We start from the raw sequence: 14,943 nt of genomic DNA on the forward strand, positions 1-14,943 counted from the left end.
CGCTGACGAGTGCAGCGAAAGTATGGGAAAGGGCTTTCCCCGTCAATACCTCGACGCTCGAATGATCAAATTCGATCAGCGAGTGCCGACCCACAGGACTCGCGGACGCGAAGTTCCGGCAAGAGGCTCACATGCTGGGTCGCAGCGGTCACGCCCGGCGCCCGCTTCACCTTGCGCAGGAGGAGTTCGCAGGCGGTTTCGCCCAGCGTCAGCTTCGGCGGGCAGACGGCGGTCAATGGCACGACCGCCATCGCGGCGGTCTCGTCGTTGTAGGCGATCACGGCCAGCTCGTGCGGGATCCGCAGGCCGCGCTCCATCGCCCGTTCGATCAGCCGCGCTGCCGGCTCGTCGGAGTGCATCAGTACGGCGTGCGCGCCGAACGCCTCACATTCGTCCAGAAACGCGTCCAGTTCGCCGGTCGCGGTCCGTTCGTCACCCCGTCCCGGCAACTCGACAGCCGACACGAACAGCTCGATCCCGAGCGTCGAGGCCGCCTCGTCGATCCCCTTCCGGAGCCAGTACGTCGTCACGGTGGGGTTCAGGTTGATCCCGATCTTGCGATGCCCGAGCGAGACCAGGTGCCGCAGCGCCAGCATCGCGCCGTACGCGTGGTCGGTGCGGACATGGTCGTACTCCCGCCGCACCTGCGGAAACCCGAAAGCGCGCTCCATCAGGACCACCGGTACGTCGATGTCGTCCAGCCACCGGCCGAGTTCAGCGGCCCGGCCGTCGCCCAGCGCGGTGCTCAGCAGCAGCCCGGAGACACCGACGCCGAGCACCTTCTCGAGCCGTTCCGCCTCGACCGCCACGTCGTACCCGGAGACGCCCAGCACCAGGCGAGCGCCGTACCGCTCGGCCACCGCCTCGGCGCCGCGGATCACGTCGGTGTAGTAGAAGGTCGAGTTCGGGACGACGATGCCGAGGGTGAGCTGGGCGCCCTGGCCGGCGCCGAGCGGGTTGGTGCCGACCGCGCCGCCGTGCACCCGGCGGAGCAGTCCGGCCTGGTCCAGCTCGGCGAGGTCCCGGCGTACTGTGATCGCGGAAACGCCCAGCTCGGCGGCCAGCTCCGCCACCCGGAGCCGGCCGTGCCGGCGCAGGCTCCGCAGGATGAGCTCGTGGCGTTCCGGTGCAAGCATGCGGTCCCCGGTTATCCGAGTGTGATTGTTTGTGATCATACGATCATGTCGTTGTGAGGTGCTCGCCGATGCGAAGGAACTTGTGTGAGTGACGCCGGAGGAGTCGGCCGCACCAATGCGGTGCTGTCCAAGCTGTCGCTGATCGGCGACCTGCTGATGCTGCAACTGGTGTTCCTGGTCTGCAGCGTCGGGATCGTCACGCTGTATCCGGCCGCGTTCGCGCTGCAACGAGTGCTGCCCGAGGCGCTGGCGCAGGAGCACCCGGCGCTGCTGCGGCGGTTCTGGCGGCAGTTCAAATGGGCCTTCGGCCGCTACTGGGCCGCCGGACTAGGCCTGTACGCCGGCAGCATCGCGCTCGCCTTCGGCCTCCTCTTCTGGGCCTCGACGGACGGACCGATCCGGATCGTGGCGCTGGCGATCCTCATCCCGCTGACCGGAATGATCATCGGCCTCTACCTGAGCACCCTTGCTGTACTTCCTGACGCACCGCAGGACAGTACGCCGCGCAGCCTGTTCCGCTCGGCCAACTTGTTCCTGCTCCGCCGGTCGCTGGGAGTCGCGGGCGGCGTGATCGGGCTGCTCACCTGGTTCGCTCTGCTGTCACGGCTGCCGACACTCTTCGTCATCGGCTCCGGGCTGGTGCCGGCCCTGCTCGCGTACTGGATCTCGCGCACGACGGACAAGCGGCCAAAAAATGATTCCGGGGACGTGTCAATCTGAGCCCTGCTGGTTCGACGTATGGGTGTAAGGCCCACAACGGACCAGAAGGAGAACCAAGATGTACGCGACGACCGAATCCCTGGCGACGACGCCGGCTGCGCAGGGCGGCCGCTCGCGCTGGCTGGCCCTCTACGTACTCTGCGCCGGCATGCTGATGATCGTTCTCGACGTGACCGTCGTGAACGTGGCGCTGCCGGCGATCCAGGACGACCTCGGCTTCACCAGCTCCAGCCTCGCCTGGGTCGTGAACGCCTACCTGATCGCCTTCGGCGGGCTGCTCCTGCTGGCCGGCCGGCTCGGCGACCTGCTCGGCCGGCGGAACATCTTCGTCAGCGGGCTGGTCGTCTTCACCGCCGCCTCCGTGCTCTGCGGTCTGGCCGAGTCGCAGGAGGTGCTGGTCGCGGCCCGCTTCGTCCAGGGCGTCGGCGGCGCGCTGACCTCCGCGGTCATCCTGGGCATGATCGTCACGCTGTTCCCCGAACCGCGTGAGCAGGCCAAGGCGATCGGTGTCTACGCCTTCGTCGCCTCCGCCGGCGGCTCGATCGGTCTGCTGGCCGGTGGCGTCCTGACCCAGGCGATCAACTGGCACTGGATCTTCTTCGTGAACCTGCCGATCGGCGTCGTCACCGCCGTGCTGGCCGTCAAGCTGATCGAGAAGGACAAGGGCCTCGGGATGGGCCGCGGCACCGACGTACCGGGCGCCGTCCTGATCACCGCCGCACTGATGGTCGGCGTCTTCACCATCGTCAAGCCGGCCGCCGAGCTGGGCTGGACCGCTCCCCGCACCATCGCGCTCGGCCTGCTGACCCTGACCCTGCTGGCCTGCTTCATCGTCCGTGAGGCGACCGCCGCGAACCCGCTGGTCCCGCTGCGGATCTTCAAGTCGCGCAACCTGACCGGCGCCAACCTGATCCAGGCGCTGTCCGCCTCCGGGATGTTCGGCATCTTCTTCCTCGGCTCGCTGTACCTGCAGCGGGTGCTCGGCTACAACGCACTGGAGATCGGGCTGGCCTTCCTGCCGACCACCGTCGTGATGGGCCTGCTGTCGGTCCGCTACTCGGAGAAGCTCGTGATGCGGTTCGGTCCGCGTCGTCCGATGATCGCCGGCCTGGTGCTGATCGTCGTCGGCCTGGCTCTGTTCACCCAGGCTCCGGTCAACGGCAACTACTTCATCCACGTCCTGCCGGTGCTGGCGCTGCTGGGCCTGGGTGGCGGCATCTGCTTCCCGGCGCTGATGGGGCTGTCGATGGCGGACGTGAAGCCGGAGGACGCCGGACTGGCCTCTGGGCTGATCGGGACCATGGGTGAGGTCGGCGCCGCGCTCGGGCTGGCCGTGCTGGCGACGCTGTCGGCCACTCGTACCGAGAGCCTGGCCGCGGCCGGCAAGCCCGCGCTGGACGCACTGACCAGCGGCTTCCACCTCTCCTTCGCGATCGCCGGAGTCATCGTCGCCGCCGCCGTGGTGATCGCCTGCACGCTGATGCGCCCGGCTCGCCCGGCCGCCGACGCCGCCGCCGCTTCGCAGACCGAGGTCGAGGAACTGGCCGCCGCCTGACCATCCGTACGACGTACTGCGGGCTCCCTCAGTTCTGAGGGAGCCCGCAGTCCTGCTTTGTCCGGTACTACGGGGAGTCGGCGGGCGTTCGTCGTACGGGTTTGTCCACAGGGTCGGGGGCGGAGGTCGTGCGCTGTCCCCGCGATAAGGAAGGATGTGGTCTGCGGCGAGCGGGGCAGAATGCTCGTCTGTCATCTGGACGTAGAGGGGATGCGGCACAGTGGTTTTGCAGTCGATCGAGCAGAAGATCGCCGATGAGCTGGCAGTCGGCGCGCACCAGGTCCGGGCGGCCGTCGGCCTGCTGGACGAGGGCTCGACGGTCCCGTTCATCGCGCGGTACCGCAAGGAGGTCACCGGCGAGCTCGACGACGCGCAACTGCGCACCCTCGAGGAGCGCCTGCGCTACCTGCGCGAGCTGGAGGAACGCCGGCAGACGGTGCTCGAGTCGATCGAGAGCCAGGGGAAGCTGGACGACGCGCTGAAGGCGTCGATCCTCGCCGCGGAGACCAAGTCGCGGCTGGAGGACATCTACCTGCCGTTCAAGCCGAAGCGCCGGACCAAGGCGATGATCGCCCGCGAGGCCGGGCTGGAGCCGCTGGCGGACGGCCTGCTGTCCGACCCGTCGGTGCCGCCGCTGGCCGCCGCGACCGTGTTCGTGAATGACGAGGTGCCCGATCCGCAGGCTGCTCTGGACGGCGCCCGGGCGATCCTGGTCGAGCGGTTCGGTGAGGACCCGGACCTGATCGGTGAGCTGCGCGAGCGGCTCTGGAGTCGCGGCCGGATCGCCTCGGCGGTGCGCGAGGGCAAGGAGACCGACGGGGCCAAGTTCTCCGACTACTTCGACTTCGACGAGCCGTTCACCAAGATGCCGTCGCACCGGATCCTGGCGCTGTTCCGTGGCGAGAAGGAGGACGTGCTCACGCTCACCGTCGAGCCCGAGCCGGCCGGCGTCGAGCCGGCCGAGGGCCCGTCGGAGTACGAGGCGACCATCGCGCGCAAGTTCGGCGTGGAGAACAAGGGGCGTCCGGCCGACCAGTGGCTGGTCGAGACGGTTCGCTGGGCCTGGAAGACCAAGATCCTCGTGCATCTGGGCATCGACTTGCGGATGCGCCTGCGGCAGACCGCCGAGGAGGAAGCGGTCCGCGTCTTCGCGTCGAACCTGCGCGACCTGCTGCTCGCCGCACCGGCCGGCACCCGCGCGACGATGGGCCTCGACCCGGGCTTCCGGACCGGCGTCAAGGTGGCCGTCGTGGACGCCACCGGCAAGGTCACCGCCACCGGCGTGATCTACCCGCACGTCCCGCAGAACCAGTGGGACAAGTCGATCGCCCAGCTGGCCGCACTGGCCGCCGCGCACAAGGTCGACTTGATTGCCATCGGCAACGGTACGGCGTCGCGGGAGACCGACAAGCTGGCGGCCGAGCTGATCGCGAAGCACCCGGAGCTCAAGCTGACCAAGGCTGTCGTCTCCGAGGCGGGCGCGTCGGTCTACTCCGCGTCGGCCTTCGCCTCGCAGGAGTTGCCGGGGATGGACGTGTCGCTGCGCGGCGCGGTGTCGATCGCGCGCCGGCTGCAGGATCCGCTCGCCGAGCTGGTGAAGATCGATCCGAAGTCGATCGGCGTCGGGCAGTACCAGCACGACCTGCCGGAGAACTCGTTGTCCCGTTCGCTCGACGCGGTGGTCGAGGACTGTGTGAACGCGGTCGGCGTCGACCTCAACACGGCGTCCGCTCCGCTGCTCACCCGGGTGTCCGGCATCACCGCCGGACTGGCGGAGAACATCGTCCAGCACCGCGACCAGAACGGGCCGTTCAAGTCGCGGACCGCGCTGAAGAACGTGCCGCGGCTCGGGCCGAAGGCGTTCGAGCAGGCGGCCGGGTTCCTCCGGATCCCCGGAGGCGACGACCCGCTCGACTCCTCCAGCGTGCACCCGGAGGCGTACCCGGTGGTCCGGCGGATCCTCCAGGCGACCGGGCAGGAGCTCAAGTCGCTGATCGGGTCGCCGGTGCTGAAGACGCTGAAGCCGGCCCAGTTCGTCGACGACACCTTCGGTCTGCCGACGGTGTCGGACATCCTGGCCGAGCTGGAGAAGCCCGGGCGTGACCCGCGGCCGGCGTTCAAGACCGCCACCTTCGCCGAGGGCGTGGAGAAGATCGCCGATCTGAAGCCGGGGATGCGGCTGGAGGGCCAGGTCACCAACGTGGCCGCCTTCGGCGCCTTCATCGACATCGGCGTCCACCAGGACGGCCTCGCCCACGTGTCTGCGCTGTCGAAGAACTTCGTCAAGGATCCCCGCGAGGTCGTCAAGCCCGGCGACATCGTCAAGGTCAAGGTGCTCGAGGTGGACATCCCCCGCCAGCGCATCTCCCTCACCCTCCGCCTCGACGACGAGGTAGGCGCTCCTACCTCCGGCGGGGGCCGCGGCGGCTCCCGAGCAGGCGACAACCGCGACCAGAGCGGCGGCGGTCGCGGTGGTCAGGGCGGGCGCGGTCCTGGTGGTCAGGGCGGCGGACGCGGTCCTGGTGGTCAAGGCGGACGCGGTCCGGGCGGCTCCGGTGGTCAGGGCCGAGGAGCCGGCGGGCGCGGCGGTCAGGGCGGCGGCGCGGGTCGCGGCGGTCAAAGCACCCCGCAGACGGAGACCCCGATGGACGAAGGCTCCCTCGCCGACGCCTTCCGCAAAGCAGGCTTCACCGTCCGCTAGAACCCACTGCACAAGCAGCCAGCCGGTCCCTCAGAGGGCCGGCTGTCTGCGTTCCGGCGCCCGGCCCCTGCCCGGGGCAGGCGTGGAGTTTCGGTGCCCAGCCACTGCCCGGGGCGGGCGTGGAGTTTCGGTGCCCGGCCACTGCGCGCGCCGGGTGCGGCGTTGCGACGGCGCCCGGCCCCTGCCCCGGCGGGGGCCGGAGTTTCGGTGCCCGGCCGCTGCGCGCGCCGGGTGCGGCGTTGCGACGGCGGTGCCCGGCCATTGCCCGCGCCGGGTGCGGCGTTGCGATGGCGCCCGCTCTCGGGCCGGATGCTGCGTTGCAGCTTGCGGTCAGGGGTAGATCATTTGCTCGGGTGGGGTGGTGGTGCGGCGCGCCAGGGGGTAGTAGACGGCGGCCGTGAGGGTGAGGCCGACGAGCCAGGAGATGTCGGCGCCGCCGAGCTTGTCGGTGAGGGGGCCGGTGTAGAGCTTCTGGGCCAGGAAAGGGATCTGGGCGGCGATGCCCAGGAAATAGGAGCCTAGGGCAACTAGGTTCCAGCCGCCGTAGCGCCCGGCCGGATCGTAGAGGGCCGGTACGTCGACCCGTTCGCGGGAGATCAGATAGTAGTCGGTCAGGTTGATCGCGCTCCACGGCGTGAACACCATCAGCAGGACCAGGACGAAGTTCTTGAAGTTGTCCAGGAAGTCCGCCGACGCGAAGATCGCGATCAGCACGGAGACGAGCAGGAAAGCACTCGTGTACGCCGCGCGCACCGCGGGCCGGAAGGCCGCCGTACGGGTGAAGGCCGAGACGGTCGTCAGGATCGTCATCGAGCCGCCGTACGCGTTGAGGCAGTTGACCGCGAGCTTGCCGATCACGATCACCAGATAGATCAGTACGCCGACCGCGCTCGGCCCGGCCAGCGAACCGAGGTACCCGACCTGGTTCGCGAGGAACCCGGCGCCACCGGCGGCGACCAGGGCGCCCAGCGTCATCGACCACTGTGAGCCGATCACACTGCCGAGAAAGGTGGCGAGGAACGTCGTCCGCTCCGGAGTGTCCCGGGGCAGGTAGCGCGAGTAGTCCGCGACGTACGGACCGAAGGTGAGTTGCCAGCCGGCGCCGAGCGAGATCGCCAGCAGGAATGTCGCCCACGTGAACGGCTTGGCTCCGAAGAGGGCGCCCACATCGACGGTGACGAGGAGGCGGATGCCGAGATAGGTGAAGCCGATCACGCCGCAGACGGTCGCGATCCGCCCGAGCCGGTGGATCCAGCGGTAGCCGAGGGTCGCGACGACCGCGGTCAGTACGCCGAACACGATAATCCCGATCGCGGCGTCGTCCACGTGCAGGATCTTGTTCACCGCCTGGCCCGCGAGGACCGTGCCGGTGGCGGCGAAACCGAGGTACATGACGACCACGAGCACGAGCGGCACCACCGCGCCGTACACGCCGAACTGCGCCCGGCTGGAGATCATCTGTGGCAACCCGAGCCGCGGTCCCTGGGCGGAGTGCAGGGCCATCACGATGCCGCCGAGGACGTTGCCGATCAGCAGCCCGATGATTGCCCAGAGCGCGTCGGCGCCGAACACCACCGCGAGGGCACCGTCGACGACGGCGGTGACCTGCATGTTCGCGCCGAACCACAAGGTGAACTGGCTGATCGGCGTACCGTGCCGTTCGCTGTCCGGTACGACGTCGATGCTGCGCCGCTCGATGACTCCGTTGCTCATGCCGAGCATGTTGCCACCGACAACGAGTTCTCTAACGTAGATCTTCCAGGTGACCGCCGGGATCGCCGAGGTGTACCGCGGTCGCCTTCGGCGCGTAGCCGAGTCGCCGGTAGATCCGGTCCGCGCCGTCGTCGCCCGGCGTCAGCCAGGCCAGGGTGGCGCCGGCGTCCTCGAAGGCGTGCCGGGTCGCGTACGCCGTGGCGATCGCGCCGAGCCCGCGTCGCCGGTGCGAGGGAAGCGTGCCGACTCCGGCCACCTCGGTCACGCCGTCCGCCATGGCCGTCCACGCGGCTGTCGCGGCTGGTGCTCCATCCACGTGAACCAGCACGTTCCCGCCGTCGGCAGGATCAGGCTGGAACGACCGCTCGCCGAGCGCCATCTCGTACGCCGATGCTGCGACCGCATCCGCCTCGGCCAACTCCCCGGCCGAGGACACTACTGAAACAGTCACGCCTTCAGGAAGGTCGGGGAGGACGAGATCGGCCGGCTCGAGTACGAGGAGCGGTGGACGCGCGGCGATGGTCATCCCGTTCGCGGCGAGCGCATCGGCGAGGCCAAAACTGGCTTCCTCGATCAGTTCGACACTGAGCCAGCGCCCCTCGGCGGCGAACGCTTGGCGGATGGTGTCGAGCGCCCAAGGCACCTCTTCGGGGTCGAACGCCGTACCGGGCTCGGCTGCCACGGCTCCCGACAAGAACCACAGGTCACTGTCGTGCAGCAACCCCACCAACGGCCCCGCCACGATCTGCCGCCGCGACCTGATCCGCCCCTGCAACTGAGCGGACGCGATCCGCACACCAATCTCCACCCCAAGACCCTAGATCAAGCCCCGGCGAAAGCGACGAGCGGTTCAGTTGGCCAGGAGGAGCAGGTCCAACAGGCGGTGGAGGTCGGGCTCGGTGGGAGTGGTGGGGAGTAGAGGGGTCATGGCCTCGAGGGTGGCGATCAAATGGGCTCGTACTGGGGGGCGGGTGGTGGCGTGGGTGGCTGCCAGGTGGCGGATCACCTGGGTGGCGCGAGGGGAGGCGTCCAGCAAGGCGGCGATGGCGTCGTTGGAGGTGGCGGGTATGGACGTGTCGTTCAGGGAGACCGTGAGGGTGGCGCCCAGGGCGGTGGAGAGGCGGTCGAGGGCGGCGAGCGTCGGGTTGCCGCGACCGTTCTCCAGGTTCGCGATGTAGGGCACCGAGAGGCCGGCGTCGACAGCCACCGAGGCGATCGTCCGGTCGGCTGCCTTGCGGCGTGCCCGGAGCGCGCTGCCCAGTTCGAGTTCATCCACGCGAAGATCCTATCTTCACAGAACACTATTGCCAATAAGTGTCCCCACAAGATACTTTCCGTCGAGTGACCATCCTCCGGAACCGCGACTTCAGGCTGCTCTGGACCAGCAACGCGATCTCGGGGATCGGCTCCTGGCTGCTGATCGTGGCGCTTCCGGTCCAGGTGTTCGCCTTGACCGGCTCGGCGGCGGCCACCGGTCTGACCTTGGCCCTCGAAGCCCTTCCTGCGTTGATGATCGGCCCATGGGCGGGTGCCGTACTGGACCGCTGGAACCTGTCCCGGGCCATGTGGCTGGCCGATCTCGCCGGCGCGGCCGCGGTGGCGTCGATCCTGCTCGCGGACAGGCCCGAGCGGGTGTGGATCGTCTACGTCGCCGTCCTCGCCGAGAACCTCGCCACCACCGTGTTCCGCCCGGCCGCTCGCGCCCTGACGCCGACAGTTGTCGGCACCGGCGAAGAGCTCGCCGCCGCCAATTCCCTCACCGCCTTCTCCGGCAGCGTCATCCGGCTGGCCGCGCCACCACTGGGCGCGGTACTGCTGGCCGGACCGGGAATTCACTTCGTTCTCGCCGTCGACGTCCTCAGCTATTTGTTGTCAGCGGCAATCATCGCTGCGGTCAGCCGGCGGCTGCCCCGAAGGCCCGAAACCTCCGACGAAGCACACGGAGCCCTGCACGGCCTTCGCTACCTCCGCGAAAGCAAGATCCTCCGCGGCATTCTCGCCGGCAACGGCGTCTTTCTCACCGCCAACGCCGGACTCACCGCTTTGCTCGTACCACTCATCGTCCAACGGCTCCACGCACCCGGCTACGCGATCGGCTATCTGATCTCCGGCCTCGGCGCGGGATTTCTCCTCGGCGCCGCGATCAGCACGAAAGCCTCGACCTGGTTGAGCGTCCGTAATCTCCTGATCGTCACCCAGGTCGCCACAGCGGCCGCCTTCTTCGCTCTCGTCAACGCGCGGAACGTCCACCAGGCCGTACTCGCCGCCGGTCTGATCGGCGTTCCAGGCAGCATCCTGCTGATCACCGCGGAGACCACCGTCCAACGCGTCACCCCGGCAGGCATGCTGGCCAGGATCGGGGCCCTGTTCTTCGCGATGGATTCACTCTCCGTCATTGTCGGCGCTCTGATCGCCCCTGCCTTGACCACGCTGATCGGCCTTCCGATGGCTCTCAATCTCCTCGCCGCCTCGGCTCTGACAGCTGCCCCGATCACCCTTCTCGCGGTACCGGCGCATCCCGCCGCACTCATCCGCCCGAAGGCGCCGGAGCCGCGATAACCGCTCCGTGTCCGGACGACTCCCAGCGGTTACCAGGATGTCCGACAATTTGATCTCCATCGAAAGAACGGCAGTGTTCGAATCGTTATTGGTAAATCGGTGCAAACATTCTTGACAGAGGAAATCCTTCGTCCGGCCGGAACCGCTCCCATCTGTCCTGACCAGCGGTTTCACCGTTGTAACCGGGCCAGCGGCAGGCGGGCGCCCAGAACCGGCGTAAGGCCTCTGTTAAGGTCCCTGCCGGTTTATTCCCCGGTCCGGCTTTTTGCGGTGTTCTTCTCTTATCCGCAAACCGCCACTGCAGACGAAGGACCGAAGATGACCGAGTCGTTCGGGACCACCGCACCGCACCGCCGCGTGCGGGTCTGGTTCGGCGCCCACCCGATCGCGGATCACACCGCCGTCGCGGATCAGGCCGCACAGTACGAAGAAGCCATGCGCCGCCGGTTCGCGTCGCTGCGAGTGACCAGCGAGCCCGTCCTGGTGACCACCGCGACGCCTGCGGAAATGTCGCGATGACCACCCGCCCGACGTTGCTCGGCTACGTGCGAGCCGACGCGTTGAGCTGCGCGGAGGAGCTGGCCGCGGCCACCGACTCGCTGGCCCTGTTCGCCAGCACCGAGGGCTACACCCTCGGCACCGTCTACACCGAGCGGGACGCCGCCGAGTCCGCCGCGTTCTACGCGCTGCTGGACGAGGCGAAGCGAACCGAGGTGCGGGCGGTCGTGGTACCGAGTCTTCAGCACCTCGGTGCGGTCGGAGCGCCCGCCGGGATGCGGCAGCAGCTCGAGTTCCACCAGGCCCGCGCGGTCGAAGCGAGGTAACCCCCAGACAAGCGGAGCTGACGTCTTGACCCCTGCATCGGCGTCGGTTCCGCTCTCCACCTCCACAGCTGCACCGGAATGCCGGGCGGTAGTGGATAAAAGGCCCCACCGGCTGCTACCGGTGGGGCCTTGTCATGTCTCGGGCCGGCAGCTCAGGCGATGATCGTGTAGCCGTACCGCTGCATGACGGCCCCGGTCGCCGCGGTGAAGACACCGGTCGCCGGCAGCTTGAACTTGAGCTGGATCTTCTTGACCATCTGCTGGAAGTGCAGATGCCACGGCACTCCGGCCGGCGGCCGGGTCTCGGCCTGGCTGATCGCCGCGACCTTCGGGTGCGCGGCCCAGGCGAGCACCTGGGCCCGGTCCGCGCCCCAGACGCCGTTCATCGAGTCGTGGGTGCGGGCGTACTCCATCGCTCCCAGCGAGATCGTCGTGTTGGGCGGTGGTGGCGGTTGCACGCCGGGCACCGGATTCGGGTGGTAGTGCAGATACAGCTCCCACGTCATCCCGTAGTACCCGGGCGGTCCGTCGTCGCGGCCGCGGTTCGCCAGCCCGTTGCGGCAGCGTCTGTACTCCGCGACCTGGTTGGCCGCGCCGCGCGACAGATCCTTGTCGCCCTGGGCGACCGCGTGCACGTGGTACGGCCAGTCCGACTGCGCGGGCGTCCGCAACCAGGCCGCGAACCCAACCTGCCGCAACGCCCGTACTACGGCCTGCCGCTGCGCCTGGTCGAGGCCCGCGCAGGCCACGTCCACCGCGCCGCCACCGTCGTGCGTGCCGGCCGAAGCGGCCACCCCGCCCTTGTTGTACGACCCCTGCAGGATCGTGAACTGGAACTTCGCCAGTCGCTCCGCGGCCTGGATCATCGCCACGGTCCGCTGGTTCAGCTGCTTGCCCCGCCAGACGATCCTTGCCTCAGGCATCTAACTGCCCGAGGATCCGGTCCGCGTCCTCGGCGGCGCCCAGTGCCTCGAGAACCTCCAGGTCCTCGTCGGTGAGCTCGTCGTCGTGGACATGTTCGAAGACGTCCGTCATCGAATTTCCCCTCCCCCTTGCGCTGCGGCCGCAGCCACCCCCGGCCACGGAACCGCTTTTCAGAGTAGGTGCCGCCGGGTGCACCCGTCCACGGCCGGTCGAGTGGGCGAAGGTATGAGGAACGTCAAGTTTTCGGCCGCCGATTGGTTCATATCCGCGCTGATGGGGTACCTCTTGACGTGTCCCGCGGTTCAGTCGGCCCCATTCGGGCATGGGTGGTGCTCACCGAGCCGTGAGTTCTCCCACTGAGGGGCGGGAGGACGACCGACGGCGGCGGGCGTATCCCACGGTACGCCCGCCCCTGGGTCGGTCCCGGACGCACGCCGTACCCCGAACACCCCGCCGTACGCCGAACACCTCAGAGCGCAGAGGCGACGAACAGATAGCGGTTCAGGCTGAAGAAGTAGGACTCGCCGAGACTGCGCAGATCGTCCGCCCAGGCCTTGGCCTCCGCCTCGGTGACCTCGCCCCGGCCGGGAACGAAACCCGAGACGATGTCGATCAGCCCCGCGCTGTAGGTGCGCGGATCGAAGCCCGCGTTCAGCATCGGGACCACGTCGCGATGGGTGACCGTGAAGCCGGCCCCGGCCAGCGAATCGCCGAGCGTGCGCGGCAGATGCGGATCCTCGAGGTGCTCCTCGAACGCGGTCAGTACCCGGGCCATCCGCGCGTCGTCGCGGGAACGCCACACGATCGAGTCCCAGTCGGTGTCCAGTACGACGACGCGCCCGGCCGGCCGCAGTACCCGGCGGATCTCCGCGAGCGCGCCGGGCACGTCCTCGACGTACTCGAGAACCTGCGTGGACACCACCACGTCGAAGCTCTCGGCGCCGTACGGCAGCCGGCCGGCGGCAGCGGACTCCAGCTCGATCTTCGGCCCGCCCGGGACGGTCGCCCGGGTGCCGGCGATCGCGAGCATGCTCTCGCTGACGTCGACCCCGCAGACCCGCCCGTCGGCGCCGACCTCGGCGGCCATCTCGGCCGCCAGCAGGCCGGGGCCGACGCCGACGTCGAGCACCCGGTCGCCCGGCCGCAAGGCCAGCGCGATCCGGACCACCCGGCGCTGCTCGATCACATCCGGGGTCGTGTAAACCGCTTCGATCTGCCGTGACACCTCGGGGTCGAACTGCAGATTGCTCATCCCCGGTGTTCCCATCCGCCCATGGACGACATCATGGTCCGCCCGACCCCGAAAGCGGGAGACCAGATGCCCACCAATCACATCAAGTGTCAGCTACAGCGCGGACGCTCCGGCGGCATCACGCCGGTCTCCAGGTACTTCGTGATCCGGGTGCGGGCGCACTCGGAGTTGAACCACGAGGTGTGGCCGTAGACGTCGGTGACCATCAGGTGGCTGCCGCGGAGCTGGCGGTGCAGGCCGCGCGCCGACTCCAGCGGGGTCGACGGGTCGTGGGTGTTGCCGGCGATCAGGATCGGCGGCGCGTCGTCGACCGGCGTCGGCTGCCACGGGTTGGTCGGCGGGATCGGCCAACCGGAGCAGGCCGCCGTGATCGCCCAGCCCTCGACCGCCGCACCGACGCGGGGTGCGAGCGCCTTCGCCAGCGCGAGGCGCGCCTTCGCGTCGGCGTACGAGGTGAGCCCGGGTGGGAAGTCCAGGCAGGAGACCGCCGCGTACGCCGATTCGGGATCGCCGACGTAGCTGCGGCCGATGAAGCCGGAGCCGTCGCCCTTCTCGGCCGCCGCCAATGCCGCCGCGAGCTCGGTCCACGGGGTCACGTAGTCGCCGATCGCGGGGATGAAGACCGGGAGCGACATCCGGATCGTGTCGCCGCTGACCTTGACGTACGGCGTACCGGGCAGTGGCTTCTTGTCCGCCTTGCGCACCACCTCGTCGTACACCTTGCCCACGTCCCGTCCGTGCAGCGCGCAACTCGGTGCGGACTTGCACCAGGCGGCGAACCGGTTGAAGCCGTACTCCATCTGGCGCGCCTCGGTGAGCATGAGCGTGGTCGGACCGGCCGCGTGGTCCAGGATGCCGTCGAGCACCATCCGGTTGATCCGGTGCGGGAAGAGCTGGGCGTACGTCGTGCCGACGAACGAGCCGTAGGAGGGACCGAAGTAGTTGAGCTTGTTGACGCCAAGTGCTGCGCGCAGTGCGTCCAGGTCGCGAGCGGCGGCCCTGGTGTCCAGGTTCCGCAGAAGATCACCGTGCTGCTTCAGGCACTGCTCGCCGAAGGCGCGACTCGAAGCGACCATCGCGTCGTACTGCGCCTTCGAGCGGGGAAACACCGGTACGCCGGGGCGCAGGATCGTCCCGCAGTCGAGCTGGGTCGATCCACCGGTACCGCGCGGATCCCAGCTGACGATGTCGAACTTGTCGCGCCACTGTGGGAAGAGCTGATCCGCATACCCCTCGGCGATGATCGAGGCTCCCGCCCCACCCGGACCGCCGGGATTGAACGCCAGTACGCCGACCTTGTGCGCCTGGTCCTTCGCGGGAATCCGGGCCACCAGCAACTCGGTCTTCGCGCCGCCCGGCTTCGACCAGTCCAGCGGGACGGTCAGCTTCCCGCACTGCTGGGCCGCCCCCGGCTTGCAGGCGGTCCAGTCCACCGTCGGCGGCGCTGCCTCCGCCACGGCCGGCAACGATCCCGCCACCAACGCCCCCGCGACCAACACGCCGACTGATCGCCGGCCACCTCTGCGCATCGAAAGTCTCATGCGCCGAACCTACGCACG

General features: G+C 68.9%; 13 protein-coding genes. 6 read left to right on the forward strand and 7 right to left on the reverse strand.

Going from position 1 to position 14,943, the window contains the following annotated elements; genetic code table 11:
• Positions 1 to 65: 65 nt before the first annotated feature.
• On the reverse strand, positions 66 to 1,136 hold the full coding sequence (locus EV138_RS14975) for a substrate-binding domain-containing protein (RefSeq protein WP_133979545.1): 1,071 nt from the start codon (positions 1,134 to 1,136) through the stop codon (positions 66 to 68).
• A gap of 84 nt (positions 1,137 to 1,220) precedes the next feature.
• On the opposite strand from EV138_RS14975, the gene EV138_RS14980 reads away from it, so the two are divergent.
• From EV138_RS14980 to EV138_RS14990, 3 genes are all read left to right on the forward strand, one after another.
• Positions 1,221 to 1,856 carry a DUF624 domain-containing protein gene (locus EV138_RS14980; protein WP_238158149.1) on the forward strand — a complete coding sequence of 212 codons (636 nt, stop codon included), beginning with the start codon at positions 1,221 to 1,223 and terminating at the stop codon, positions 1,854 to 1,856.
• A gap of 58 nt (positions 1,857 to 1,914) precedes the next feature.
• A complete protein-coding gene (locus EV138_RS14985; protein ID WP_133979546.1) occupies positions 1,915 to 3,411 on the forward strand; it encodes a DHA2 family efflux MFS transporter permease subunit in 1,497 nt (498 codons plus the stop codon).
• 220 nt (positions 3,412 to 3,631) lie between these two features.
• Positions 3,632 to 6,112, forward strand: a complete 2,481-nt coding sequence (locus tag EV138_RS14990) for a Tex family protein (RefSeq protein ID WP_133979547.1) — start codon at positions 3,632 to 3,634, stop codon at positions 6,110 to 6,112.
• Between the two features lie 330 nt (positions 6,113 to 6,442).
• On the opposite strand, the gene EV138_RS14995 is transcribed toward EV138_RS14990, so the two are convergent.
• Genes EV138_RS14995 through EV138_RS15005 form a run of 3 tightly spaced genes read right to left on the reverse strand, consistent with a single transcriptional unit; the run spans position 6,443 to position 9,101 of the window.
• The gene (locus EV138_RS14995) at positions 6,443 to 7,825 is read right to left on the reverse strand and encodes a purine-cytosine permease family protein (RefSeq protein ID WP_238158150.1); all 1,383 of its coding nucleotides are present in this window, start codon (positions 7,823 to 7,825) and stop codon (positions 6,443 to 6,445) included.
• A gap of 31 nt (positions 7,826 to 7,856) precedes the next feature.
• Complete coding sequence (locus tag EV138_RS15000) at positions 7,857 to 8,633, reverse strand: GNAT family N-acetyltransferase (RefSeq protein ID WP_133979549.1); 777 nt, start codon at positions 8,631 to 8,633, stop codon at positions 7,857 to 7,859.
• A 42-nt stretch (positions 8,634 to 8,675) separates the two neighbouring features.
• Positions 8,676 to 9,101, reverse strand: coding sequence for a helix-turn-helix domain-containing protein (locus EV138_RS15005; RefSeq protein ID WP_133979550.1), 426 nt, complete (start codon positions 9,099 to 9,101; stop codon positions 8,676 to 8,678).
• 65 nt (positions 9,102 to 9,166) lie between these two features.
• Between EV138_RS15005 and EV138_RS15010 the strand changes: the two genes are divergently transcribed.
• From EV138_RS15010 to EV138_RS15020, 3 genes are all read left to right on the forward strand, one after another.
• On the forward strand, positions 9,167 to 10,384 hold the full coding sequence (locus tag EV138_RS15010) for an MFS transporter (protein WP_166678597.1): 1,218 nt from the start codon (positions 9,167 to 9,169) through the stop codon (positions 10,382 to 10,384).
• Between the two features lie 318 nt (positions 10,385 to 10,702).
• Positions 10,703 to 10,903 (forward strand): hypothetical protein, encoded by a 201-nt coding sequence (locus tag EV138_RS15015; protein ID WP_133979552.1) that lies wholly within the window; start codon positions 10,703 to 10,705, stop codon positions 10,901 to 10,903.
• Positions 10,900 to 11,208, forward strand: a complete 309-nt coding sequence (locus EV138_RS15020; protein ID WP_133979553.1) for a hypothetical protein — start codon at positions 10,900 to 10,902, stop codon at positions 11,206 to 11,208. Before EV138_RS15015 ends, EV138_RS15020 begins: the two co-directional genes overlap by 4 nt.
• A gap of 152 nt (positions 11,209 to 11,360) precedes the next feature.
• Here EV138_RS15020 and EV138_RS15025 read toward each other — a convergent pair whose 3' ends face one another.
• The 3 genes from EV138_RS15025 to EV138_RS15035 all read right to left on the reverse strand — a co-directional run bounded on the left by EV138_RS15025 (position 11,361) and on the right by EV138_RS15035 (position 14,925).
• Positions 11,361 to 12,131, reverse strand: coding sequence for a hypothetical protein (locus tag EV138_RS15025; protein WP_133979554.1), 771 nt, complete (start codon positions 12,129 to 12,131; stop codon positions 11,361 to 11,363).
• 470 nt (positions 12,132 to 12,601) lie between these two features.
• A complete protein-coding gene (locus EV138_RS15030) occupies positions 12,602 to 13,384 on the reverse strand; it encodes a methyltransferase domain-containing protein (RefSeq protein WP_133979555.1) in 783 nt (260 codons plus the stop codon).
• A gap of 89 nt (positions 13,385 to 13,473) precedes the next feature.
• Positions 13,474 to 14,925, reverse strand: coding sequence for an alpha/beta hydrolase (locus tag EV138_RS15035; RefSeq protein WP_133979556.1), 1,452 nt, complete (start codon positions 14,923 to 14,925; stop codon positions 13,474 to 13,476).
• Positions 14,926 to 14,943 lie beyond the last annotated feature (18 nt).

Source organism: Kribbella voronezhensis (assembly GCF_004365175.1).
Taxonomy (GTDB): Bacteria; Actinomycetota; Actinomycetes; order Propionibacteriales; family Kribbellaceae; genus Kribbella; species Kribbella voronezhensis.

Excerpts from the sequence above, each read along its gene's own strand:
- EV138_RS14975 (WP_133979545.1), bottom strand. The coding sequence starts at position 1,136 with ATGCTTGCACCGGAACGCCACGAGCTCATCCTGCGGAGCCTGCGCCGG.
- EV138_RS14985 (WP_133979546.1), top strand. The coding sequence starts at position 1,915 with ATGTACGCGACGACCGAATCCCTGGCGACGACGCCGGCTGCGCAGGGC.
- EV138_RS14995 (WP_238158150.1), bottom strand. The coding sequence starts at position 7,825 with ATGAGCAACGGAGTCATCGAGCGGCGCAGCATCGACGTCGTACCGGAC.
- EV138_RS15015 (WP_133979552.1), top strand. The coding sequence starts at position 10,703 with ATGACCGAGTCGTTCGGGACCACCGCACCGCACCGCCGCGTGCGGGTC.
- EV138_RS15020 (WP_133979553.1), top strand. The coding sequence starts at position 10,900 with ATGACCACCCGCCCGACGTTGCTCGGCTACGTGCGAGCCGACGCGTTG.
- EV138_RS15025 (WP_133979554.1), bottom strand. The coding sequence starts at position 12,131 with ATGCCTGAGGCAAGGATCGTCTGGCGGGGCAAGCAGCTGAACCAGCGG.
- EV138_RS15030 (WP_133979555.1), bottom strand. The coding sequence starts at position 13,384 with ATGAGCAATCTGCAGTTCGACCCCGAGGTGTCACGGCAGATCGAAGCG.
- EV138_RS15035 (WP_133979556.1), bottom strand. The coding sequence starts at position 14,925 with ATGAGACTTTCGATGCGCAGAGGTGGCCGGCGATCAGTCGGCGTGTTG.